21 protein-coding genes, 2 tRNA genes and 1 rRNA gene are annotated in these 24,535 nt (G+C 60.7%); 7 read left to right on the top strand and 17 right to left on the bottom strand.

What is annotated here, in order from left to right:
* Positions 1 to 62: 62 nt before the first annotated feature.
* From yhjD to ACSBQV_RS21480, 3 genes are all read left to right on the top strand, one after another.
* Entirely contained in the window at positions 63 to 1,082 is a 1,020-nt protein-coding gene (yhjD, locus tag ACSBQV_RS21490; RefSeq protein ID WP_099784579.1) for an inner membrane protein YhjD, read from the top strand.
* A 329-nt stretch (positions 1,083 to 1,411) separates the two neighbouring features.
* Positions 1,412 to 2,734: an MFS transporter gene (locus ACSBQV_RS21485; protein ID WP_016930463.1), complete on the top strand. Its 1,323-nt coding sequence runs from the start codon at positions 1,412 to 1,414 to the stop codon at positions 2,732 to 2,734.
* A gap of 101 nt (positions 2,735 to 2,835) precedes the next feature.
* Complete coding sequence (locus ACSBQV_RS21480) at positions 2,836 to 3,603, top strand: CDP-diacylglycerol diphosphatase (RefSeq protein WP_033652698.1); 768 nt, start codon at positions 2,836 to 2,838, stop codon at positions 3,601 to 3,603.
* Here ACSBQV_RS21480 and ACSBQV_RS21475 read toward each other — a convergent pair whose 3' ends face one another.
* Positions 3,604 to 5,643 carry an AsmA family protein gene (locus ACSBQV_RS21475; protein ID WP_099784575.1) on the bottom strand — a complete coding sequence of 680 codons (2,040 nt, stop codon included), beginning with the start codon at positions 5,641 to 5,643 and terminating at the stop codon, positions 3,604 to 3,606.
* Between the two features lie 91 nt (positions 5,644 to 5,734).
* A complete protein-coding gene (gene pdeH / locus ACSBQV_RS21470; protein WP_033645372.1) occupies positions 5,735 to 6,526 on the bottom strand; it encodes a cyclic-guanylate-specific phosphodiesterase in 792 nt (263 codons plus the stop codon).
* A 236-nt stretch (positions 6,527 to 6,762) separates the two neighbouring features.
* On the opposite strand from pdeH, the gene ACSBQV_RS21465 reads away from it, so the two are divergent.
* Positions 6,763 to 7,698, top strand: a complete 936-nt coding sequence (locus tag ACSBQV_RS21465; protein WP_099784572.1) for a sugar kinase — start codon at positions 6,763 to 6,765, stop codon at positions 7,696 to 7,698.
* Positions 7,699 to 7,752: 54 nt separating this feature from the next.
* Here ACSBQV_RS21465 and ilvC read toward each other — a convergent pair whose 3' ends face one another.
* Entirely contained in the window at positions 7,753 to 9,228 is a 1,476-nt protein-coding gene (ilvC, locus tag ACSBQV_RS21460) for a ketol-acid reductoisomerase (RefSeq protein WP_033636408.1), read from the bottom strand.
* Between the two features lie 168 nt (positions 9,229 to 9,396).
* Between ilvC and ilvY the strand changes: the two genes are divergently transcribed.
* Entirely contained in the window at positions 9,397 to 10,287 is an 891-nt protein-coding gene (gene ilvY, locus ACSBQV_RS21455; protein WP_004929971.1) for an HTH-type transcriptional activator IlvY, read from the top strand.
* Positions 10,288 to 10,297: 10 nt separating this feature from the next.
* Here the strand turns inward: ilvY and ACSBQV_RS21450 are convergent, their stop codons facing one another.
* From ACSBQV_RS21450 to ACSBQV_RS21405, 10 genes are all read right to left on the bottom strand, one after another.
* Entirely contained in the window at positions 10,298 to 10,999 is a 702-nt protein-coding gene (locus tag ACSBQV_RS21450; RefSeq protein WP_099784570.1) for a DUF2461 domain-containing protein, read from the bottom strand.
* 21 nt (positions 11,000 to 11,020) lie between these two features.
* Positions 11,021 to 11,599, bottom strand: coding sequence for a hypothetical protein (locus ACSBQV_RS21445; RefSeq protein WP_099784568.1), 579 nt, complete (start codon positions 11,597 to 11,599; stop codon positions 11,021 to 11,023).
* Positions 11,599 to 12,594, bottom strand: coding sequence for a hypothetical protein (locus ACSBQV_RS21440; protein WP_434991529.1), 996 nt, complete (start codon positions 12,592 to 12,594; stop codon positions 11,599 to 11,601). The genes ACSBQV_RS21445 and ACSBQV_RS21440 overlap by 1 nt, the downstream gene beginning before the upstream one ends.
* A gap of 112 nt (positions 12,595 to 12,706) precedes the next feature.
* On the bottom strand, positions 12,707 to 14,251 hold the full coding sequence (gene ilvA, locus ACSBQV_RS21435; protein ID WP_099784566.1) for a threonine ammonia-lyase, biosynthetic: 1,545 nt from the start codon (positions 14,249 to 14,251) through the stop codon (positions 12,707 to 12,709).
* A 5-nt stretch (positions 14,252 to 14,256) separates the two neighbouring features.
* Positions 14,257 to 16,107: a dihydroxy-acid dehydratase gene (gene ilvD, locus ACSBQV_RS21430; RefSeq protein ID WP_033649965.1), complete on the bottom strand. Its 1,851-nt coding sequence runs from the start codon at positions 16,105 to 16,107 to the stop codon at positions 14,257 to 14,259.
* A gap of 107 nt (positions 16,108 to 16,214) precedes the next feature.
* A complete protein-coding gene (locus ACSBQV_RS21425) occupies positions 16,215 to 17,141 on the bottom strand; it encodes a branched-chain amino acid transaminase (RefSeq protein ID WP_033645378.1) in 927 nt (308 codons plus the stop codon).
* A 23-nt stretch (positions 17,142 to 17,164) separates the two neighbouring features.
* The gene (ilvM, locus tag ACSBQV_RS21420) at positions 17,165 to 17,422 is read right to left on the bottom strand and encodes an acetolactate synthase 2 small subunit (protein ID WP_038874702.1); all 258 of its coding nucleotides are present in this window, start codon (positions 17,420 to 17,422) and stop codon (positions 17,165 to 17,167) included.
* Positions 17,419 to 19,065 (bottom strand): acetolactate synthase 2 catalytic subunit, encoded by a 1,647-nt coding sequence (ilvG, locus tag ACSBQV_RS21415; protein ID WP_099784564.1) that lies wholly within the window; start codon positions 19,063 to 19,065, stop codon positions 17,419 to 17,421. Before ilvG ends, ilvM begins: the two co-directional genes overlap by 4 nt.
* Before the next feature lie 142 nt (positions 19,066 to 19,207).
* Positions 19,208 to 19,306: an ilv operon leader peptide gene (gene ilvL, locus ACSBQV_RS21410; RefSeq protein WP_013814970.1), complete on the bottom strand. Its 99-nt coding sequence runs from the start codon at positions 19,304 to 19,306 to the stop codon at positions 19,208 to 19,210.
* A gap of 133 nt (positions 19,307 to 19,439) precedes the next feature.
* A complete protein-coding gene (locus ACSBQV_RS21405; RefSeq protein WP_033645380.1) occupies positions 19,440 to 20,672 on the bottom strand; it encodes an MFS transporter in 1,233 nt (410 codons plus the stop codon).
* Between the two features lie 341 nt (positions 20,673 to 21,013).
* On the opposite strand from ACSBQV_RS21405, the gene ACSBQV_RS21400 reads away from it, so the two are divergent.
* Entirely contained in the window at positions 21,014 to 22,537 is a 1,524-nt protein-coding gene (locus tag ACSBQV_RS21400) for a YifB family Mg chelatase-like AAA ATPase (protein ID WP_099784562.1), read from the top strand.
* A gap of 28 nt (positions 22,538 to 22,565) precedes the next feature.
* Here the strand turns inward: ACSBQV_RS21400 and ACSBQV_RS21395 are convergent, their stop codons facing one another.
* Positions 22,566 to 22,904, bottom strand: a complete 339-nt coding sequence (locus ACSBQV_RS21395; RefSeq protein ID WP_004929946.1) for a DUF413 domain-containing protein — start codon at positions 22,902 to 22,904, stop codon at positions 22,566 to 22,568.
* 119 nt (positions 22,905 to 23,023) lie between these two features.
* On the opposite strand from ACSBQV_RS21395, the gene hdfR reads away from it, so the two are divergent.
* Complete coding sequence (gene hdfR, locus ACSBQV_RS21390) at positions 23,024 to 23,851, top strand: HTH-type transcriptional regulator HdfR (protein ID WP_033645382.1); 828 nt, start codon at positions 23,024 to 23,026, stop codon at positions 23,849 to 23,851.
* A gap of 269 nt (positions 23,852 to 24,120) precedes the next feature.
* Here the strand turns inward: hdfR and ACSBQV_RS21385 are convergent.
* From ACSBQV_RS21385 to rrf, 3 genes are all read right to left on the bottom strand, one after another.
* Positions 24,121 to 24,196, bottom strand: a tRNA-Trp gene (locus tag ACSBQV_RS21385).
* A 51-nt stretch (positions 24,197 to 24,247) separates the two neighbouring features.
* A tRNA-Asp gene (locus ACSBQV_RS21380) sits at positions 24,248 to 24,324 on the bottom strand.
* Between the two features lie 94 nt (positions 24,325 to 24,418).
* Positions 24,419 to 24,534, bottom strand: a 5S ribosomal RNA gene (gene rrf / locus ACSBQV_RS21375).
* Between the last annotated feature and the right edge of the window lies 1 nt (position 24,535).

The following is a 24,535-nucleotide window of genomic DNA, read 5'->3' as shown; positions in this document are numbered from 1 at the left end:
CGGGGCTTTGGCTATAATCAACGCGGATACATGCCGTTTAACGTTAAGGAAATCGTGAAGTAATGCCTACAGGACCAGACCAGGAACGCCGCCAGCCCGCACAAGACACGCCGCCGAAGCCGCTTATCGCCATCAAGACCGGCCATGAAACGCTCGACCGCCGCATCAGCGGTTTTTCACGTCTGATTGAACGCATCAAAGCCTGGCCGAGCGTTGCGCACCTGCTGCGCGCCGCCGAACGCTTTAACGATCGGCTGGGCAGCCAGTTCGGCGCCGCCATCACCTATTTTTCATTCCTCTCGCTGATCCCGATCCTGATGGTGTCGTTCGCCGCCGCCGGTTTCGTGCTGGCTTCCAATCCGGATCTGCTGGCCCGTTTGATCAACCGGATCGTCGGCAGCATCAGCGATCCGACGCTGGCCAGCACGCTGAAGAACACCGTCAACACCGCCATTCAGCAGCGCACCACCGTGGGATTGACCGGCCTGGCGCTGGCGCTCTATTCCGGCATCAGTTGGATGGGCAACCTGCGCGAAGCGATCCGCGCGCAATCGCGTGACGTCTGGGAGCGCAATCCGCAGGATCAGGAGAAAATCTATTTCAAGTACACCCGCGACTTCATCTCGCTGACCGGCCTGGTGGTCGCACTGATTATCACGCTGTCGCTGACCTCGGTCGCCGGCTCGGCGCAGGCGGCGATCGTCAACGCGCTGGGGCTGGACGGCATCGAATGGCTGCGGCCGGCGCTGACGACGATCGCGCTGTCGATCTCGATTTTCGCCAACTATCTGCTGTTCCTATGGATTTTCTGGATGCTGCCGCGCCACAAACCGAAGAAAAAAGCGCTGCTGCGCGGCACCTTGCTTGCGGCTATCGGCTTTGAGGTGATCAAGTTCGTGATGACGATGACGCTGCCGCAGGTGGCGAAATCGCCTTCCGGCGCGGCCTTCGGCTCGGTGATCGGGCTGATGGCGTTCTTCTACTTCTTCGCCCGCCTGACGCTGTTTTGCGCCGCCTGGATCGCAACGGCCGACTACAAAGGCGACAAAGCCTTGTCGGAACGCGAGCCGCCGGCACGCTGAAGCCATGCAATCGTGCCGGTGTTATCGCACGCGCCGGCACTTTCCTCTGGTTAATAAGCAGAAAACCAGTCAATCCCTCTAAATCATGCGGCATGGCATTCGAAAAACCAGCATAACAAACTACCCAGTCACTTTTCTTTCCCGTTTTTACAGCCATTCACACTGTATGAACCCCATTTCTCAACGTTTAACGCTACAGAAAAGAAACCAGGTAAAACATTAGTCTTTTTAACCGGTTAGCGGCGGCGCTGCCCAGAGTTCCAGCGTTGAAAAGGCGGAATGCTGTCACTAAGATGGATTTTTACCCCCTCCAACAATAAGAAATAGATATGCAAGCCACCATCGCACCCCCACTCGACGCCGACGACGCGTCTACACCGGTGAATTCCCGCGGGAAAGTCATCGTCGCCTCGCTGGTCGGCACCGCCATCGAGTTCTTCGACTTTTACATCTACGCCACCGCCGCGGTGATCGTGTTCCCGCACATCTTCTTCCCGCAGGGCGACCCGACCACCGCGACGCTGCAGTCGCTGGCCACCTTCGCCGTCGCCTTTGTCGCGCGCCCTATCGGCTCTGCGCTGTTCGGCCACTTCGGCGATCGCGTGGGGCGCAAGGTGACGCTGGTCGCCTCGCTGCTGACCATGGGGATTTCCACCGTGCTGATCGGCCTGCTGCCGAGCTATGAAACCATCGGCATCTTCGCCCCTATCCTGCTGGCGCTGGCGCGCTTTGGCCAGGGGCTGGGGCTGGGCGGCGAATGGGGCGGCGCCGCCTTGCTGGCGACGGAGAACGCGCCGGCCAAAAAACGTGCGCTGTACGGCTCCTTCCCCCAGTTGGGCGCCCCGATCGGCTTCTTCTTCGCCAACGGCACCTTCCTGCTGCTCTCGTGGCTGCTGAGCGACCAGCAATTTATGGAATGGGGCTGGCGCGTGCCGTTCATCCTCTCCGCCGCATTGGTGCTGATTGGCCTGTACGTCCGGGTGTCATTGCATGAAACGCCGGTGTTCGCCAAAGCGGCCAAGGCCGGCAAACAGGTGAAAGTGCCGCTCGGCACGCTGCTGAGCAAGCATCTGAAAGCCACCATCCTCGGCACCTTCATCATGCTGGCGACCTACACGCTGTTTTATCTGATGACGGTCTATTCGATGACCTACGGCACTGCGCCGCAGCCGCTGGGGCTCGGTTACTCCCGCAACAGCTTCCTGTGGATGCTGATGGTGGCGGTGATCGGTTTCGGCGTGATGGTGCCCATCGCCGGCCTGCTGGCGGACGCTTTCGGCCGTCGCAAGACCATGATCGCCATTACCCTGCTGATGATCGGCTTCGCGTTCCTGTTCCCGACCCTGCTGGGTTCCGGCAACCAGGCGCTGGTGATGGGCTTCCTGCTGTGCGGCCTGAGCATCATGGGGCTGACCTTTGGCCCGATGGGCGCGCTGCTGCCGGAGCTGTTCCCCACCGAAGTGCGCTATACCGGCGCATCGTTCTCTTACAACGTCGCGTCGATTCTCGGCGCGTCCGTGGCGCCTTACATCGCCACCTGGCTGGCGGCCCACTACGGGCTGTTTTACGTCGGCATGTACCTGGCGGCGATGGCCGGGCTGACGCTGCTGGCCCTCCTGCTGATGAAAGAAACCCGCCACCAGTCGCTGTGATCCTCTGCGGCCCCCTCACTGCGGGGGGCCGCACGCGTTGTTCGTTTCCTGTCATAAAACCGGGCTATGCTGGATGTTTATCTCGGTAACAGGATCGGCCGATGTCTCTGCGTCGTGGGGTATTTGTCTGCGTGGCGCTGCTGGCGGCTCTCGCCATCGCGCTCTATTACGGGTTGAAACCCGACCATCCCGATGCGCTGTGGCGCATCGTCAGCCAGCAATGTCTGCCCAATCAGCAGGCGCATGACAACCCGGCGCCCTGCGCGCAGGTGGATGTGCAGGCCGGTTTCGTGGTGTTTAAAGATCGCAACGGGCCGCTGCAATACCTGCTGATGCCCAGCGCCAAAATCACCGGTATCGAAAGCCCGGCGGTGCTGGACGCCGCCACGCCGAATTTCTTCGCCCAGGCCTGGCGCGCGCGCCACGTGATGGCGGAACGCTATGGCAAACCGATCGACGACGGCGATATTTCATTGGCGATCAATTCGGAATATGGCCGCACGCAAAACCAGCTGCACATTCATATCTCCTGCCTGCTGCCGGCGGTAAAACAGCGGCTGGCGCAGATCGGCCCCCATTTCATCGAGCAATGGCAACCGCTGCCCGGCGGCCTGTTGGGGCATGACTATCTGGGGCGGCGGGTAACCCCTGCCGAGCTGGAGCAACAGGGCGCCTTCCGCCTACTGGCCTCCGGCCTGCCGCGCGCCGACGGGCGCATGGGCAGCTTCGGCCTGGCGATGACCGCGCTGCCGGACGGGGATTTCCTGCTGCTGGCAACCGAGCGCAGCCTGCTGCCGTTCACCCTGGCCTCGGCGGAAGAGATCCAGGATCACGACTGCCGGCTGCTCACGCCGCCGCCGCGCGCCTGATTATTTTTTGCCTTTCATCTCCCGCAGGATCTGCCCGCACTGGTTCTCCTCGCCGCCTTCACTGGGCGAGACCAGCGCCAGCAGCGCCGCCGCCGGCGTCAGCACCGCCCCCAACGCCACCGCCGCCGCGCCGCGCGCGATCAGCGGCCCGGCTTTGACCCCAGCGTCCGGATGCTTGAAGGTGCCTTTCACGTACAGCGGCGATCGCAGGGTCAGCACGCGCATGCCCTTGCTTTCCGGATCGATGGATAAATCCAGCCGCTCTGTGGCGAGGTTAGTGTTACCGGTGATGTTGATCACCGCGTTTTCGGTGTCGAACACGAACAGTCGCGGCGCGGCGACGCCGCTGCGGATGCCGACGTCCGCCGCCGCGCAGTTGATGCCCACCACGTCGTCACCGAACAGCTGCGCCACCAGATAGTTACCAACGTTCAGACCGAGGATCTCCATCAGGCTACGGCTGATCACCCCGTTATTGATCAGCAGGCGCAGATCGCCGTTGCTGGTCGCCAGCAGCTCGGCCACCGAATTGCCGCTGCCCGTCAGCCTGGCGTCGCCGTTCATCTGCCCGAGGCTGCGCTTCATCGCCTCCACGTTCGGCAACAGCTGTTTAAGCTGAAGTTTGCGTGCATGCATATCCACCTGCCCGCGCATCGGCTTTTTGCCGCCGTCGAGGCGCACGACGGCGTTCAGGCTGCCGCCCGCCATGCCGAAGCGCAGCGGATCCAGGCGCAGTTCGCCATTGTTCAGCTTCAGGTGCGTGGCCAGATCGCTCAGCGGCAAATCGCTGCCGCGTTCAATGCGCGCGGCGGCAAACTTCACGTCCGCATCCATCTTGCTCCAGCTTTGCGTATCGAACTGTTCGACCGGCAGCACCTTATCCGCCGGCTGACGGCTTTTCTCGCCGCGCCCGGCTTTGGCGGCGTTGGAGTCGGCGCCGATCAGCGGCGCCAGATCCGCCAACCTCAGCTGCCGGGAGTTCACTGCGCCGCTCAGCGTGGGCCGCGGTTTACCGGCAACGTACTTCAAACTGCCGTGAATGTCGCTGTCGCCGATTTTTCCGTCGAATTTCTGGTACTCAAACACCGCGCCGCCCGGCTGATGCAGACGGGCGGTCAGATGGCCATCGGTCGCATACGGCGGGGTATTCGGCAACAACACGCCGGTCAGGCCATAGAGGTTGCTCAGGCTTTCACCGGAAAATTTCAGCTGTACATCCAGGCCGCCGAGGTTCAGCGGATCGGACAAGGTGCCCGCGACCACCACCCGGGTGCTGCCGGAGCGCACATCGGCCTGCAGCGGGAACGGCAAATCGGCGCTCTGCAGCGACAGCATGCCGCCAATCTTGCCGCTGCCGCTCAACGGTTCGCCGTTATATTTGCCCTTCACCTGCCAGCCGAAAACGTAATCGGGGGTCGCGGTCTTGTCGCCGCCCTGTTTGCCGGTCACTTCACTGAACGGCAACGGCTTGCCGAGCGGATCGACGACGGCGCGGAAATCCGCCTTCAGCGTGGCGTCTTTAAAGGCGATCTGCCCCTTGTCGAATACGATGTCGTGAACGGTGAACGACCAGTCGGAAGGCGGCTGCTTGGGATCCTGGCCGGCGGCCAGGTCAAACGTCCAGTTGTTGTCGCCGTTGGCCAGACGTTGCAACGAAGCATTCGGCTGCTTCAGCCAGATGCGCGGGATCAGCAGCTCTTTACCCAGCAGCGCCAGCGGCGCAATGCTGGCGTCGACGCGCTGCAGCGTCACCATGCTGTCGCCGGGCATGTTTTTCGGGTTACCCAGCCACACGTCTTCGGCGTGAATATGCGGCCAGGGCACCCAGGCGCGCCAGCCGCCCTCATCCGGATTGCGCGACCAGTCGACGCCCAGATCGCCGCGAATGGCGAACGGTCGCCGCAGTTCGGCCGACACTTTGTCGTTGATGGTGGGCTTGAGTCGATTCCAGTCGAAGGTAGCAATGAAGATCGCCAGCGCGACGATCAGCAGCAGCACAATGCCGCCCAGCCAGCTGAAAACCTTTCCTGTTCTTGTCATAGCGGCTCCCTCAGCGCATAAATCGGGCTGCCGAATGAAAGGAAAAGGAGTTAGCAGCCCCGTTTAAGCCTAGCTGAGGATAGGCCGGAGTTCACGCCGGCGTGCCGGGCGCGGCGAACAGCGTCGGCACGCTGTGCAGAGTTTCAAAGCACGCCGGGCGGGAAAGGTAGTAGCCCTGGGCAGCCAACGCGCCGGAACGCTGCACCAGCCGCCACTCTTGTTCGGTTTCCACACCCTCGACGATCACCCCGTCGCTGTGCTGGTTCATCATCTTGATCAGGGTGCCGAGCAGCTGGACGCCCTCTTCCGACTGTTTGAGCAAGGTAAACAATTCGCGCGCCACCTTGATGTATTGATAACGCCAGGCGCCGACGGCGGAGAAGTTGGCCAGCCCGCTGCCGAAATCGTCCAGCCACAGCCGCTCGCCGCCGACGATCTGCTGCAGCGGGCGGTTTGACGCCGTTTCGGCGTGCTCCACCAGCTCGAAGCGCAGATAGGGCATCTCGGCGATCTGCCGTTGCAACGCGCTATGGCGCTGCAACGCTTGCAGCGCGATGCCGTCGATATTGACCGACACCATCACCGCGTGACGAATGAACAACGCCTGCCAGCGCTGCAACAGCGCCAGCTGTTCCTGGATCACCTGCAAACGCTGGGCGACGCCGAGCGAGGAAAAATAATGCTCCGGGGATTGCCGCTTGTCCGGCTCATTCGGGTGATACACCGCCGTCAGCAGTTCCACCGCCAGCAGCGCGCCGCTGGTGCGATAAATCGGCTGGAAGGTATACAAGCGCCGGCATTGCCGCCAGTAGCGCCGCGATTTGGCGCAGGCATAAAGGGCAAAACAAGGCGCCAGCAGACCAGAGATCAGATTGGTTATCATCGGTACTATCGCCGTGGCGAGGAAATGAGAGCGCTGCCGCTGTTTCTTTACCCAGCTTATCGGCAACGCAGCGTAAAACTTTAAGCCGAATTGCCGCCCGTTTCGCCTCCGTCCTGCCCGCGTTCGCCGATCGCGATCATAAAAAATTAAAACGCCGTTTTAATTTATTGACTCCCTGACCGCCTTGCGTGGAGACTGACAGCTATTGCTTCTTCTTTAGCCAGGGCTTATTGACGATGACTATCCGAAATCTCGCCGTGATCGGCGAATGCATGATCGAGCTGTCGCAGCAGGGCGCACAGCTGACGCGCGGCTTTGGCGGCGATACCCTCAACACCGCCGTCTACCTCGCCCGCCAAATGCCGGAACAGACGCTACGGGTGCATTATGTCACCGCACTCGGCACCGACAGTTTCAGCGGCGAAATGCTGCAGGCCTGGCGGCAGGAGAAGATCGAGACCGGGTTGATTCAGCAATTCGACAACAAGCTGCCGGGCCTGTACCTCATCGAAACCGACGCCGCCGGCGAACGTACTTTCTACTACTGGCGCAATGACGCCGCCGCCCGGTATTGGCTTGCGGGACCGCAGGCCGACGCACTGTGCGAACGGCTGGCGCAGTTCGATTACTTGTACCTCAGCGGCATTAGCCTGGCGATCCTCGCGCCTGCCGATCGCATGAAACTGCTGGCGCTGCTGCGCCGCTGTCGCGCCAACGGCGGCAAGGTGATCTTCGACAACAATTACCGTCCGCGCCTGTGGCAAAGCCGTGAGGAAACGCAGCAGGCCTACCGCGAGGTGCTGGCCTGTACCGACATCGCTTTTCTGACGCTGGATGACGAAGAGTTGCTGTGGGGAGCGCAGCCTATCGAACAGGCGGTAGCTCGCACGCAGACGCTCGGCGTCGGCGAGATCGTCATCAAACGCGGCGCGCACGCCTGCCTGGTGTTCAGTATGGCAGGGGAGAAGCTTGAGGTGCCGGCGATCGCGCTGCCGCCAGAGCGTGTCGTCGACACCACCGCAGCGGGCGATTCTTTCAGCGCCGGTTACCTGGCGGCCCGCCTGAACGGCGGCAGCGCCCAACGGGCGGCGCAGCGCGGCCATCTGCTGGCCGCTACGGTGATCCAGCATCCCGGCGCCATCATTCCCGCCGCAATGATGCCGGAGGCATAAAAAAAGCCGGCATCGCTGCCGGCTCTTTCTCTTTGTGCTTTGCCTTGCGGAAAATCAGCCCGCGACGGCGATGCGTTTCATATCGGTCATGTAGCCGCGCAGTTTACGGCCGACGGTTTCGATAGGGTGGCTGCGCACCGCTTCGTTCACGTCGCGCAGCTGCGCATTATCCACCGCCGTACCCGCCACGGCTTTGCCCAAATCGCCCGCCTGCAGGGTGGTCATGAAGTCCTTCAGCAGCGGCACCGCCGCGTTGGCGAACAGGTAGTTGCCGTACTCTGCGGTATCGGAGATGACCACGTTCATTTCATACAGACGCTTACGCGCAATGGTGTTGGCGATCAGCGGCAGCTCGTGCAGCGACTCGTAGTAAGCCGACTCTTCGATGATGCCGGCATCGACCATGGTTTCGAACGCCAGCTCTACGCCCGCTTTCACCATCGCCACCATCAGCACGCCGTGATCGAAGTACTCTTGCTCGCTGATTTTGCCTTCAAACTGCGGCGCATTCTCGAATGCGGTTTTGCCGGTCTCTTCGCGCCAGGTCAGCAATTTCACGTCGTCTTCCGCCCAGTCGGCCATCATGCCGCTGGAGAACGCGCCGGAAATGATGTCGTCCATGTGCTTCTGGAACAGCGGCGCCATGATGGTTTTCAGCTGTTCGGACAGCGCATAGGCGCGCAGCTTGGCCGGGTTGGACAGGCGATCCATCATCAGGGTGATGCCGCCCTGCTTCAGCGCTTCGGTGATGGTTTCCCAGCCGAACTGAATCAGTTTCTCGGCGTAAGCCGGATCGGTGCCCTCAGCAACCAGCTTGTCGAAGCACAGCAGCGAACCCGCCTGCAGCATGCCGCACAGAATGGTCTGCTCGCCCATCAAATCGGATTTCACTTCGGCGACGAAGGAAGACTCCAGCACGCCGGCGCGGTGGCCGCCGGTCGCCGCCGCCCAGGCCTTGGCGATCGCCATGCCTTCGCCTTTCGGATCGTTTTCCGGGTGAACCGCAATCAGGGTCGGCACGCCGAAGCCGCGCTTGTACTCTTCACGCACTTCGGTGCCCGGGCATTTCGGCGCGACCATCACCACGGTGATGTCTTTACGCACCTGCTCACCCACTTCAACGATGTTGAAGCCGTGGGAGTAACCCAGCGCCGCGCCGTCTTTCATCAGCGGCTGCACCGCACGCACTACGGAAGAGTGCTGCTTGTCCGGCGTCAGGTTGACCACCAGATCCGCCTGCGGGATCAGGTCTTCGTAGGTGCCGACCTTGAAGCCGTTTTCGGTCGCCTTGCGCCAGGAAGCGCGCTTCTCGTCGATCGCTTCTTTGCGCAGGGCATAGGCGACATCCAGACCGGAATCGCGCATGTTCAGACCCTGGTTCAGCCCCTGGGCGCCACAGCCGACAATCACCACTTTTTTACCTTTCAGGTAGCCGGCTTCGTCAGCAAATTCGTCGCGCGCCATAAAGCGGCATTTACCCAATTGCGCCAACTGCTGACGCAGGTTCAATGTGTTGAAATAGTTAGCCATGGTGGTACTCCGGTTTGATGTTGTCTTGCATTGTTATTTTCATTCCCCGCCCTGTCTGTGCGGAGATTCGTTAAACTCAATGTATAACAGGAAATGCGTTGCTTAAATTGATATATTGAGAACGTGATATTGCAATTTTTGCAACACTCTCACTGCGAGCGTATCGATATGGATTTACGTGATTTAAAGCTGTTCCTGCATCTGGCCGAAAGCCATCACTTCGGGCGCACCGCCAAGGCGATGCACGTCAGCCCGTCGACGCTCTCCCGCCAGATCCAGCGGCTGGAAGAGATCCTCGGGCAGCCGCTGTTCCTGCGCGATAACCGCACCGTGCAGCTCACCGACGCCGGCGAACAGCTGAAAGAATTCGCCCAGCAAACGCTGCTGCAATATCAGCAGCTCAAGCACTCGCTCGGCCAGCACGGCCCTTCGCTGAGCGGCGAACTGCGGCTGTTCTGCTCGGTGACCGCCGCGTACAGCCACCTGCCGCCGATCCTCGACCGCTTCCGCGCGCAGCACCCGCTGGTAGAGATCAAGCTGACCACCGGCGACGCCGCCGACGCGGTCGACAAGGTGCAGTCCAACGAGGCCGATCTCGGCATCGCCGGCCGGCCGGAAACGCTGCCCGCCAGCGTGGCGTTCACCAAAATCGGCGAAATTCCGCTGGTGCTGATCGCGCCGGCGCTGCCCTGCGCGGTGCGCAGCCAGGCGTTCGCCGACAAGCCCGACTGGGCCGAGATCCCCTTCATCTTGCCGGAGCACGGCCCTTCGCGAAAACGCATCGAACTGTGGTTCCGCCGTCACCGCATCAGCAATCCGCTGATTTACGCCACCGTCGGCGGCCACGAAGCCATCGTGTCGATGGTGGCCCTGGGCTGCGGCATCGCGCTGATCCCGAGCGTGGTGGTGGACAACAGCCCGGAACCGGTGCGCAACCGCATCTCGCAGCTGGATAACATCTCGATGGTCGAACCGTTCGAGTTGGGGGTCTGCGTCCAGAAAAAACGCCTCAGCGATCCGCTGATCGACGCCTTTTGGCGATTGCTGCATCCCCGCTGACGCGGGGTTTTTACAGGTCGGCCGGATCGACCTGCTTCATCGCCTCCACCTGCATCAGCCAGTGATAGAGCGGCTCAAGCTGCAAAAATGCCCCGGCCAGCAGCGGCGCCAGATCGGCGTTGAACAGCTTTTCCACCGCGCTGTCGCTGACCATTACCGCGAACGATTTGCGGTTGTACCAGGTGGCGATCTCCGCCTCCTGCTCCTTGACCAGCGGACGCTTGTAGCTCTCGCCCACCAGCTCGAACGGCGGCCGGCAACAGGCGGCCACCTCCAGGAAAAGCTGCGGCCGCTGTTTCAGCGTATGGCGGAACAGATCCATGGTCGGCTTGTTGGCGCTGTAGTAACCGAGCCCATAGCGCAGCATGTCCGGCCCCAGTTCAAAAAAGTAGACCGGCGCATCTTTCCAGTCTTTGCTCGGGCGCTTGAACGTCAGCCACATGCGGCTGCGGTAGCGCGACTTGTCGTGAGAAAACCGCGTATCGCGATGAATGCGCGACAGCGTTTTGCCGATCGCCGGGCGAGTCTCGAACTGCGGATCGATCGCCAACATGCTGGGAGCAAGCTGCTCCACCAGCGCGCGAAACGGCGCCAGCAGCTCGCGATCGTAGATATCGCGGTTGCCGTCGAACCACGCCTTATCGTTCTCGATCCGCACCTGCTGCAGGAAATTCAGGCCCTGCTGGCTAAAGCCGGAGAAAGGTTGCGTCATAAGTTTTTCCGTTCTGACGGTTTATCGGGTATTGCGCAGATCTTCCCTCTGCCAACGGCGTTTGATAAACACGCGCCGACGCGTGCGGAAATAGGCGACATACAGGTAGAACGCCGCCCGGTTGCTGAACAGCGCCCCGCCAACCGCGCCCCCCAGCAGCAGGGCGCCGGTGGCGATGCCGGTCATGCCCGCCGCCCACGCCGCCGCGGCGCCGAGGCAACACAGACCGAGCATGCCAAGGTAATATTGCAGCAATACCACCCCGCTGTTTTTACCCTGCACCAGTTGGAACAGGATCAGCGTCATCCACACCGCCACGATCGCGCCGCTGCCCATCAACACGGCGGCAGAGGTCTTGCCGCTCCAGGCGGCCGCCACATCCGTGACCAGACCCATCACGCCCGCCAGGCCCAGCATCAGGCACACCATCAGCAGCATGACGTTGCCGACGCCCGGTGGTGACAGCCGCTGGCCCGGCGTCATGAAATGCTGCTCGAGCTGCGCATCCACGCCGGCGAAAAGCGCACGATCACGCGCCGCGATTTGGCTTTCCATCTCCCGGCCCTGCACGATCAGGCGTTTAATCATCCAGTCCGCCATTACCTCACCATCTGCGGCAATTTCTGCATAATGCCCACAAAATACTGCCCGGTGGTTTTCACATTCACCGGTGCAGACAGGGTGCCGCTGATGCCGCTGCCCACGAACGTCAATGAGTTATTGAGCGCCGAATGCAATTGCTGACGCAGCCCGTTTTGGATCGCTTCCGTCGGATAGCGCTTCGGGTATAAACCGTTCTTCACCATCTCTTTCAAGACGTTATTGGAAATCCCCGGGTTTTCCGCCCGAATGATGTTTTCGGTCAGCCGCTTCCTTTCGCTGCGGGGCATGCTTTTCAGCCATTCCGTCGCCTTGCGCGCCGAAATGCGGCGCATGGCGCGGTAGGTCATCGTCGCTTCCTTCAGGGCGGCCCCCGCGCTGGCCAGCGAGATCACATCGAGTACGGTGCTGGTGGCGATATACCACTGCTCTGAATCGAGCTGAGCCAATTCATCCCCTTTCCCGTCATAAAGCTTGTTGACGCGGTACAGCCCATTGCCGCACTGCAGCGCGCTGGCGGCCATGCCGGCATAGCCCAGATAAGCCACCGCTGAGCTGATGCCGCCGGTAAACGGCACGGCGACGCTGCCCGACGCCAGTAAAAAGACCGATACCAGCAGCGTTCCACACGACAGCGCGGCCGAGGCCAGCTCTTTGCTGACGCTGGGTTTGCTCAGCGCTTCCGACAGCGTATTGGTCGCGGCAACGCGCGAGGTATGAGCCACCGTTTTGCTGATGACCACGTGGGTAACCTGCGAAGCGTTGGAATAACCGGTGTGCTGCGTCGGGCGGACTAAAAATGAGTTTTGCCCGTCGGAAAAAATAATCCCCACGCCATGAAAGGCGAGGCTGCAGTCCAGAGAGTCCTGCAGGGCTTGCAGATTAATATCGCGATAGAATTCTTGTACGCCGGTATTGCCCAACAGGCGGGCAAATTCGGCGTTGGTCAAATCGTCTTCGGGAGAACCGAACGGCGTAGAAAAAGCAGTTTTCATTGTCGTGCATCCCTATACGTCAGAAGTCTTGGCAGTATAAAAATGCACGACAAAATCACAACCACGCAACCCATAAACTGACTAATGCGTCACGGTTACTTATCAATCCGGCTCACCCCTGCAAAAAGAAGCGGAACGCCGGGTTGTCGGTTTCATCGTGGCAATCGTAGCCCAGCGCCTGCAGGTGCCGCTCGAATTCCGGCTCGCTTTGCGCCAGTTCGAAGGCCGCCAGCACCCGGCCGAAGTCGGTGCCGTGGCTGCGATAGTGGAACAGCGAGATGTTCCAGTGCGTGCCCAGCGTCTGCAGGAACTTCAGCAGCGCGCCCGGCGACTCCGGAAACTCAAAGCTGTACAGCCGTTCGCGCAGCGGCTTCGACGGACGCCCGCCCACCATGTAGCGCACGTGCAGTTTAGCCATCTCGTCGTCCGACAGATCCACCACCTGATAACCGTCGGCGTTGAGTTCGTCGATGATCTCCCGCCGTTCAGCGTGGCCGCGCGTCAGCCGCACGCCGACGAAAATGCAGGCGTTGTCGGCATCGGCGTAGCGGTAGTTGAATTCGGTCACCGAGCGCCCGCCCAGCAGTTGGCAGAACTTGAGGAAGCTGCCCTGCTGTTCCGGAATGGTCACCGCCAGCAGCGCTTCGCGCTGTTCGCCCAATTCGCAACGCTCGGAAACATAGCGCAGCCCGTGGAAGTTGAGATTGGCGCCGGACAGCACGTGCGCCAGCCGCTCGCCCTGAATGTTGTGCTGCTGGACGTACTTTTTCAGCCCCGCCAAAGCCAGCGCGCCGGAAGGTTCGGCAATGGCGCGCACATCCTCGAACAGATCTTTGACCGCCGCGCAGATGGCGTCGCTGTCCACGGTGATCACGTCGTCCAGATACTCACGGCACAGGCGGAAGGTTTCGTCGCCGATGCGCTTCACCGCCACGCCTTCGGCGAACAGCCCGACGCGCGCCAGATCCACCGGATGGCCGGCATCCAGCGCCGCGCGCAGGCAGGCGGAGTCTTCCGCTTCGACGCCGATCACTTTGATCTGCGGCATCAGCTGTTTGATCAGCACCGCCACCCCGGCGGCCAAGCCGCCGCCGCCGACCGGCACGAAAACCCGATCCAGATGCGCGTCTTGCTGCAGCAGCTCCATCGCCAGCGTGCCCTGCCCGGCGATCACCGTCGGGTGATCGAAGGGCGGCACAAAGGTCATGCCCTGCTGCTGGGAAAGCTCGATCGCCTTCGCTTTGGCCTCGTCGAAATTGGCACCGTGCAGCAGCACTTCACCGCCGAAGCCGCGCACCGCATCCACCTTGATGTCCGCGGTGGACACCGGCATCACGATCAGCGTTTTGATCCCCAGCCGTTTACCGGAGAAGGCGACGCCCTGCGCGTGGTTGCCGGCCGAAGCCGTCACGATGCCGCGCGCCTTCTGCTCTTCGTCCAGCCCGGCGATCATCGCATAGGCTCCGCGCAGCTTGAAGCTGTGCACCGGCTGGCGATCTTCGCGCTTCACCAAAATGGTGTTGCCGAGGCGCGAAGAGATTTTGCTCATGGCCTGCAACGGGGTGACCTGCGCCACCTCGTAGACCGGCGAGCGCAGTACCGCTCGCAGATATTCCGCGCCGCAGGGGGCGCTGGGTAGGGGTTGAGAGACCGCCATACTGCTTATCCCCCCAGTTTGCTCTTGTCGCGCACCGCGCCTTTGTCGGCGCTGGTGGCCAACGAGGCGTAGGCGCGCAGCGCGAAGGACACCTGACGTTCACGATTTTTCGGCGTCCAGGCCGCGTCGCCGCGCGCCAGTTCCGCCTCATGCCGCGCCGCCAACTCCTGCTCGCTGACATCCAGCTGGATGCCGCGATGAGGAATGTCGATCGCGATCATGTCGCCGTCCTGCACCAGGGCGATCAGGCCGCCGTTAGCCGCTTCCGGCGAAGCGTGGCCGATGGACAACCCGGAGGTGCCGCCGGAGAAACGCCCGTCGGTGATCAGCGCGCACGCCTTGCCCAGCCCCATCGATTTCAGGTAGGTGGTTGGGTAAAGCATTTCCTGCATGCCCGGCCCGCCTTTCGGCCCTTCGTAGCGAATCACCACTACGTCGCCCGCCACGACTTTACCGCCGAGGATCGCTTCTACCGCATCGTCCTGGCTTTCATACACTTTGGCCGGGCCGCGGAAGGTGAGGATTTCCTTGTCGACGCCGGCGGTTTTGACGATGCAGCCGTTTTCCGCCAGGTTGCCGTACAGCACCGCCAATCCGCCGTCCTGACTGTAAGCGTGCTCACGGGTGCGGATGCAACCTTCCTTGCGGTCGGTGTCCAGCGAATCCCAACGGCAATCCTGGGAGAATGCCTGCGTGGTGCGGATACCGGCCGGCCCGGCGGAGTACATTTTCTTGACGCTTTCGTCGCGGGTCAGCATCACGTCGTAGGCTTCCAGCGTCTGCGGCAGGGTCAGCCCCAGCACGTTGTTCACCTCGCGGTTCAGCAAGCCGGCGCGATCCAGCTCGCCGAGGATACCGATTACGCCGCCGGCGCGGTGCACGTCTTCCATGTGATATTTCTGCGTGCTCGGCGCCACCTTGCACAGGTGCGGCACTTTGCGCGACAGGCGATCGATGTCCTCCATGGTGAAGTCCACCTCGCCTTCCTGCGCCGAAGCCAGCAGGTGCAACACGGTGTTGGTCGAGCCGCCCATGGCGATGTCCAGCGTCATGGCGTTTTCAAACGCCGCCTTGTTGGCGATATTGCGCGGCAGCGCGCTTTCGTCATCCTGCTCGTAATAGCGTTTGGTCAGCTCGACGATGCGCTTGCCGGCGTTGAGGAACAGCGCTTTGCGATCGGCGTGGGTGGCCAGCAGCGAACCGTTGCCCGGCTGCGACAGGCCCAGCGCTTCGGTCAGGCAGTTCATCGAGTTGGCGGTGAACATGCCGGAGCAGGAACCGCAGGTCGGGCAGGCGGAACGCTCGATCTGCTCGCTGTCGGCGTCGCTGACGTTTGGGTTCGCGCCCTGGATCATCGCGTCCACCAGATCCAGCTTGATGATCTGGTTGGAGAGTTTGGTTTTGCCGGCTTCCATCGGGCCGCCGGAAACGAAGATCACCGGGATGTTCAGGCGCAACGCCGCCATCAGCATGCCCGGGGTGATCTTGTCGCAGTTGGAGATGCACACCATCGCGTCGGCGCAGTGGGCGTTCACCATGTATTCGACCGAGTCGGCGATCAGCTCGCGCGACGGCAGGGAATAGAGCATGCCGCCGTGGCCCATGGCAATGCCGTCATCCACCGCGATGGTGTTGAACTCTTTGGCCACGCCACCGGAGGCTTCGATCTGTTCGGCGACCAGTTTGCCCAGATCGCGCAGATGCACGTGGCCCGGCACGAACTGGGTAAAGGAGTTGACCACGGCGATGATCGGCTTGCCGAAATCGGCGTCGGTCATCCCGGTCGCGCGCCACAATGCGCGGGCACCCGCCATATTGCGGCCGTGGGTGGTGGTGGCGGAACGGTACTTAGGCATGCTCTTTTCACTCCAAATGTATTTATGGCAGGCGGCGAACGAACCGCCTGGATATTTCTTATCTTGTCTGTCTTGTCGTCCGCCACGCTGCGCGGCGAGCCTTGTCGTTACGGGTTTACCGGATCCAGCCAGCCGTATTTGTCTTCTGTCTTGCCGCTGAACAGGCCGAAGAACGCCTGTTGGATCTGTTTGGTCACCGGGCCGCATTTGCCGATGCCGACCTGAATGCCGTCCACGCTGCGCACCGGCGTGATTTCCGCCGCGGTGCCGGACATGAACACTTCGTCGGCCAGGTACAGCGATTCGCGCGACAGTACCTGCTCGCGCACGTCGAAGCCCATGTCTTTCGCCAGCTTGATGATCGCGTCACGGGTGATGCCCGGTAGCGCCGACGAGGTGAACGGCGGGGTATAGAGCACGCCGTCTTTCACTTCAAACAGGTTCTCGCCCGCCCCTTCGGAAATGTAGCCGTGCACGTCGAGCGCGATGCCTTCCTGATAGCCGTGGCGGCGCGCTTCGCTGCCCACCAGCAGGGAGGAAAGATAGTTGCCGCCGGCCTTGGCCGCAGTGGGGATCGTGTTTGGTGCAACGCGGTGCCAGGAGGAGACCATCGCATCGATGCCTTGATCCAGCGCTTCTTCACCCAGATAAGCGCCCCAAGGAAACGCCGCGATAATCACGTCCGTTTTATACCCGGCCGGCGGGTTGACGCCCATGCCGACATCGCCGACGAACACCAGCGGGCGAATGTACGCGCTGACCAGATTGTTCTTGCGCAGCGTGGCGCGGCAAGCTTCCATCAGCTCGTCGACGCTTTGCGACACCGGCATGCGGTAGATTTTCGCCGAGTCGTGCAGGCGCTGCATATGTTCGCGATGACGGAACACCACCGGCCCTAAATGCGAGTCGTAGCAGCGCACCCCTTCAAACACCGACGTGCCGTAATGCAGCGCGTGCGACATCACGTGCACTTTGGCCTCGGCCCAAGGAACCATCTCACCATTGAACCAAATGTAATCGGCTTTCTTAGTCATTGTTATTTATCCTTCTCGGCGCCTCAGGCGCGTATTTGTTGTGATGTTGGCTGCTGGATCTCGACGCAGGAGACGTCCAGCAGTTTGCTTAACTGAGATGACAACAGGGCAACCGGGCGCGGGCTGGCAACGGTCAATTCGATATTGATGCTGTCGGCATTGGCCGGGGAAACCATATTCATAGCACAAACCTGAAAGCCGCGATGACGCACGACCCGCAATACGCGTTCTAACATTTCGGGGCGAAAACGCGCCTGGATCGAGAGTTGATGCTGCATCATGATATTTCCTCCAACATGGTTTCGTTGCCGGCGCCCGGCGGCACCAGCGGCCAGACGTTTTCGAGTTCGTCGATAGAGACCTGCAGCAGATAAGGGCCTTCGGTGTTGAACAGCGCCTCGAGCGCGCCCTCCACCTGATCCTTGCGGCTGATGCGCTGGCCGGGAATGCCGAAGGCGGCGGCCAGCATCAGGAAGTCGGGGTTATCGGACAGGTTGGTTTCGCTGTAGCGGCCGTCGAAGAACAGCTGCTGCCATTGACGCACCATCCCGAGGCGCTGGTTGTCCAGCAGCACGATCTTCAGCGGCAGCTGTTTGCGCTTGATGGTGCCCAGTTCCTGCACGTTCATCATGAAGGAGCCATCACCCGAGACGCAGATCACCGTATCTTGCGGGCGCGCGATCTGGGCCCCTACCGCCGCCGGCACGCCGAACCCCATGGTGCCGAGGCCGCTGGAGGTGATGAAATTCTCCGGGCGTTCGAACGTCATGTGCTGCGCGCTCCACATCTGGTGCTGACCGACGTCGGTGGTCACCACGCTGTCGGCCGGCTTACGGGCGGACAGCTGGCGCAAGAACAGCGGCGCGTAGATCGGCTGGCCGGGGTGATCGTAGCGACAGGCGTGATCGGCTTTCAGCGCCGTCACCCGTTGCCGCCAGGCGGCGATGTTCAGCGGGCGCTGCAACGCCGGCAGCAACGCTTTCAGATCGCCCTGCAGAGCCACATGCGCCTGGCGCAGCTTGCTCATCTCCGCCGGGTCGATGTCCATGTGGATCACTTTGGCGTGCGGCGCGAAGGCATTCAGCTTGCCGGTCACGCGGTCATCGAAACGCGCGCCGACGGCGATCAGCAGATCGCACTCCTGCACCGCCAGGTTAGCGGCCTTGGTGCCGTGCATGCCCAACATGCCAAGGTACAGCGGATCTTGCGCATCCGGCGCGCCCAGCCCCTTCAGGGTGGCGACGTTCGGCATGCGGGTCACGGCGATGAACTCGCGCAGCGCCGGCACCGCCTGCGCCATGCCCACGCCGCCGCCGACGTACAGCATCGGTTTATGCGCCTGCGCCAGCAGCTCAGCCGCCTCGGCCAACGCCGCCGTCGGTAACGCCGGCGCTTCATCGACCGGCATCAAATGCGGATGCAGGTCGCCTTGCGCCAGCTGGATGTCTTTCGGGATATCGATCAGCACCGGGCCAGGACGGCCGCCGGCGGCGATGGCGAAAGCTTCCGCCATGATGCCCGGCAAGGCATCCAGCGATTCCACCAGGAAGCTGTGCTTGGTGCAGGCCAGAGACAGGCCGAGAACATCGATCTCCTGAAAGGCATCAGTGCCGATCAGCGCGGACCCCACCTGACCAGTGATGGCGACAACGGGAACGGAATCGAGCAGCGCATCCGCCAGCCCGGTGATCAGGTTGGTGGCGCCGGGACCGGAAGTGGCGATACAGACACCGACTTTGCCGGTGGCGCGGGCGTAACCGATGGCGGCCATGGCGGCGCCCTGTTCATGGCGGCACAGCAGGTGTTCCACGCCGCCGTCGTACAGCGCATCGTACACCGGCATGATTGCCCCGCCCGGATAGCCGAATACGGTATCCACACCCTGCGCACGCAACGCTTGAACTACCCACTGAGCGCCATTCATAGTTATTTCCCCGCCTTACTTCGACAACCGCAGGATTTTGTTCTGTTTTTCATGCTCTGCCCCTTGCTCCACTTTTCTCTTGCCAATAAAAAACCCCCGGACCTGACGGTGCGGGGGTTCTCTTGCGATTCCGGCTTGTTTGCTAAGCCTTTCTTCGTCCAAGTGCAGCCCCGCACGGTGGGATAATAATCACCACCACGCTAATCACGACTAGGCTAATCACTTGGGCAAAGGCTTTCATAATGGGTTTGTTCACTGTGCTCATTCAGAACTAATGCTTACAGAGGTACCACAGCCGCGCGCGACATGACAACACTTTTTTTGCGTTATTATTCGGCGCAATCTGGTCATACCTCACGCGAATCGCCCGGATTTCACACGTTGGCGCGCATACCTGGATTTTTCACCGCGCCGGTGATGGCCTTGCCGCGCGTATCCTTGCCGAAGAACACCAACAGAGCGATCGCCACCGCCACCGTCCCGGCAACCATGGCCATCGCCAGGCCGTAATTATGCCCATGATGCTCGGCGAGGGTGGCTTGCAGCGTGGCGTTGACCGAAGCGATCAGGTTGCCCAGCTGATACACGAACCCCGGCAGCACCGCGCGGGTGTTGGCCGGTACCAGCTCGGTCAGGTAGGTCGGCACCACACCCCAGGCGCCCTGCACCATGAATTGCATCAGGAAAGCGCCGATCCCGAGCATCAGAGAACCGCTGGAAAATGCCCACAGCGGGATCACCGGTAACGCCAACAATGCGGCGATGATAATCGCTTTTTTTCGGCCGATTTTTTCCGATAACGAACCGAAGAAAACGCCGCCGATAATTGACGCGATATTGTAGCTAATGGCGATGATACTGACGGTTTTCGGATCGAAACCGTGCTGAACTTTCAGAAATACCGGATACAGATCCTGCGTGCCGTGAGAGAAGAAATTGAACGCCGCCATCAGCAGCACCAGATAGCAGCACAGCTTCCAGTGGCTCTTCAACACCGGCAGCAAGGCGCTGCTTTCTTTACGTTCACGCGCCGCCAGCCACACCGGCGACTCCTGCACGCAATAATAAATAAACGGCAGCAGCAGGATCGGCGCCGCGCCGATGACGAACATGCCGCGCCAGCCGACCGTTTCGAACAGCAGGCCGTACACCACCGCCGCCAGCAGATAACCGAACGGATAGCCGGCCTGGAAAATGCCCGACATCAAGCCGCGCGAGCGGTCCGGTATGGTTTCCATCGCCAATGATGAAGCCACGCCCCAGATACCGCCCATCGCAACGCCGTACAACACTCGTAACAGCAAGAAGACCGTCAGCGAGGGCGCGGCGGCGGAGAGCAGCTCAAACACCGAGAAGAAGACGATATTCAGCATCAGGATCGGTTTGCGGCCATATTTTTCCGCAGCGCGCCCGAAGATCAGCGCGCCGATCGGCCGCACCGCCAGCGTGAGCAGAATCGCCAACGTGACCTGTTCCAGGCCGACGTGAAAGGATTGTGCGATGTCGCTGAGTAAGAATACCAGCACGAAAAAATCGAAAGCGTCGAGCGTCCAGCTTGAAAAACTGGCGATTGCCGCATTGCGTTGCAGCGGGGTCCAACCAAACATAGTGTTATCCCTACCGTAGAGTACGAAGTCAGGAGATTTAGCGGCTGCCGGGCAGACTGCGGCGGCGGTCGGAGTGTGTTAAAGAAGTGATTTTTCTTTTAATCAATTGTTAAATACACCCATCAAGCCTATGGCTGCAATGCGTACAGGTCGCTAATGTGTTGCAGGCTTCAGCGAATTGTTAATGGGTATTGCCATAGGCTGCGAGGCGGTTCGCACAATTTCGTTCAATTCGATGAAAATCAGTGATTATGCTGCGAGTTTCATGGAAAAAATGCCAAGAACGCCGCGCGGCACCTGGATAAATCGCGCATCATGCCGCCCTCAGCAAGGAGAGCGATATGTCACTGGCGGTAATCTATAGCCGCGCCATCATCGGCGTTCAGGCCCCTTCCGTAACGGTAGAGGTGCATATCAGCAATGGCCTGCCCGGCCTGACGCTGGTTGGCCTGCCGGAAACCACGGTAAAAGAGGCGCGCGATCGGGTGCGCAGCGCCCTGATCAACAACGGTTTCACCTTTCCCGCCCGCCGCATCACCGTCAATTTGGCACCGGCCGATCTGCCGAAAGAAGGCGGGCGCTACGATCTGCCGATTGCGCTGGCGATCCTCGCCGCCTCCGAGCAACTGCCCCTCGCCCCGTTGGCACGCTACGAGTTTCTTGGCGAACTGGCGCTGTCCGGCGCGCTGCGCGCGGTCAGAGGCGCCATCCCGGCGGCGCTGGCGGCGGCTAACGCCGGACGACAATTGGTCCTCTCGACGGACAACGCCGCCGAGGTCGGCCTGATTGCGCAGTCACAATCCCATACTGCCCAACACCTGTTGGAGGTCTGTGCCTTTTTGCTCGGTCAGGGCGAGCTGCCGGTAGCCATCACGCCTCCCGCGGCAGACAACCCGCATGAAAACGCCGATCTGCGCGACATCATCGGCCAAGAGCAGGCCAAGCGGGCATTAGAGATCGCCGCCGCCGGCGGGCATAACCTGCTGCTGATTGGGCCGCCGGGCACCGGTAAAACCATGCTGGCCAGCCGACTGACGGGCTTACTGCCGCCGCTGACGGAACCTGAGGCGCTGGAAAGCCTGGCGGTCGCCAGCTTGCAGCATCCTGTTCTCACCGCTTTGCCATGGCGCCAGAGGCCATTTCGCGCACCGCATCACAGCGCATCGATGGCGGCGTTGGTCGGCGGCGGCTCACTGCCGCGCCCGGGTGAGATATCTATGGCGCATAACGGCGTGCTGTTTCTGGATGAGCTGCCGGAATTCGAGCGTAAGGTGCTGGATGCGCTGCGTGAACCGCTGGAATCCGGCGAGATCGTGATTTCACGTGCCAACGCCAAGGTCTGCTTCCCGGCCAAGGTGCAATTGATCGCGGCGATGAATCCCAGCCCAACCGGGCATTACCAGGGTATGCATAATCGCGCCTCGCCGCAGCAGGTGCTGCGCTACCTGGCCCGGCTGTCAGGGCCTTTTCTCGATCGTTTCGATCTGTCTATCGAAGTGCCGCTGTTACCTCCAGGTACGCTCAGTAAGCGGCAAACTCAGGGAGAAAGCAGCGAGCAGGTGCGGGAAAGAGTGCGACAGGCACGCACCCGGCAGCTCGAACGCGCCGGTAAAATCAACGCGCTGTTAAACAACCGTGAAGTGGAACGGGATTGCGTGTTGCAGGCGGCAGACGCCGAGTTTTTGGAAGCGACATTAAACGCGTTGGGGTTATCGGTCCGCGCCTGGCAGCGCATCTTGAAAGTGGCGCGCACGCTGGCGGATTTGGCGGGGGATGCCGAGATCGGCAGGCGCCACCTGAGCGAAGCGCTGAGCTATCGCAGTATGGACCGTCTGCTGTTACAACTGCATCGTAGTCTGGAATAGAAAATGGGGCCCGAAGGCCCCATCGTCTTTAGTCTTCGCTGTCGCTGTAATCTTCTACTGCGTCAGCCTGCGGCTTACCGCCGGACAGCGTATGGAATTTCTTCGGGCGACGTGTGCGCGCCAGATATTTAGCCCATACTTTTTCCTGCTCGGTAGCCGCTTCGCGCTCACCGCGGCACACTGCGACGAACAGCTGTTCTTCTTCAGTGGCCGGCTGGCGTTTGCCCGAGTCCAGCTCGTTAAACGCGTAGCCGAAGCGCTCTAGCAATTGCGCCTCTTTAATGGTGAAATCGCCGTGACGGGAGAACCCGCGAGGGTAATGTTTATTATCAAAAAAACGATTGGTCGTGGTGAAGCTATCCGCCATCTGACACGCTCCTAATTCTCTTATGGCCGTGCTGTTTATGGCGCGGAGTATTAGATAGGCTTGACAGCGTGTAAAACAAAACATTTAAATCTTAACGACAAATTTTTTTGGAGATAGGTGTGGATACCGAATTACTGAAAACCTTTTTGGAGGTCAGTAGAACGCGTCACTTTGGCAGAGCCGCAGAATCTTTGTACTTAACGCAGTCCGCGGTCAGTTTCCGCATCCGTCAGTTAGAAAACCAGTTGGGCGCAAATTTATTTACCCGTCATCGCAATAACATCCGCCTGACGCCTGCCGGCGAGCGGCTTCTGCCCTATGCCGAAAGCCTGATGAACACCTGGCAGTTGGCGAAGAAAGAGGTCGTGCGTTCACTGCAACATACCGAGCTGTCGATCGGCGCGACTGCCTCGTTGTGGGAGGCTTATTTGACCCCCTGGTTGCAGTCTCTCTATCAACAAAGAGAGGCGCTGCAGCTCGAAGCCAGGGTGGCCTTAAGGCACTCTTTGGTAAAGCAACTGCATGAAAGGCAGCTCGATTTACTGATCACCACTGAGCCGCCAAAGATGGACGAACTGGCCAGCCAGCAGCTGGGCAATTTCTCATTACGCTTGTTCTCATCCGCGCGTCGTGACAAGCAATCCCCCATGCCGTACATCAAGCTGGAATGGGGGGCCGACTTCCACCAACAGGAAAACCGCATGTTGGAAGGTGATAACGTGCCGGTACTCACGACCACCTCGGCACACCTGACGCGTCAGTTGCTGGAAACCACAGGCGGATGCGCTTTCCTGCCCAGCCAGTGGGAAAAAGAGTATCCGCAGTTGCTTGCCGCCGCCGAGATCCCGCCGATTGTCCGCCCACTGTATGCCGTCTGGTTGCAAAATAGCGATCAACAGCCTTTGATTCGGCAATTACTTAAAATACCTTTAAATACCGCAGCCTAAAGCGCTATGGCGGCCTTAAAAGCCGCCACCGTGGTCATGGCTGACTATCATGCCAAAAGCCGCCCATCGCCTTCTGAGAGAAGAAAATGCAAAACGGTAGGAGAATCAGGAGGTCTGCTGGGGTAAAGATCGAAAGATCATAAGGCAACTCGGATCAGATAGACATCAGCATAGAGCAGCCAATGCGCTCTTTTCCAAAGCGGGAATGCTCCAAGGGAAGGGATAGTAGGTAAAAAAAAACCCTTTGCTTTCGCAAAGGGTTCTTAATATGGCAGGGGCGGAGAGACTCGAACTCGCGACACCCGGTTTTGGAGACCGGTGCTCTACCAACTGAGCTACGCCCCTAAATCTCGCTTAACATTATGCCTGCTAAAAAAGCAGGCACAATTAAATAAGTGGCGGAACGGACGGGGCTCGAACCCGCGACCCCCTGCGTGACAGGCAGGTATTCTAACCAACTGAACTACCGCTCCACCGATTCTTTTACGTTGTATCTTTCGATACCGGCAATATCGCGCTCTGCGACTTGCGCATTACCAGTCGTCACACTGATAACGTTTATTTGATGCCTGGCAGTGTCCTACTCTCGCATGGGGAGACCCCACACTACCATCGGCGCTACGGCGTTTCACTTCTGAGTTCGGCATGGGGTCAGGTGGGACCACCGCGCTATTGCCGCCAGGC

Origin of the sequence: Serratia sp. B501 (genome assembly GCF_051172315.1) — a bacterium.
Classification (GTDB): domain Bacteria; phylum Pseudomonadota; class Gammaproteobacteria; order Enterobacterales; family Enterobacteriaceae; genus Serratia; species Serratia ureilytica.
This window is presented reverse-complemented; position numbering and strand designations above follow the sequence as displayed.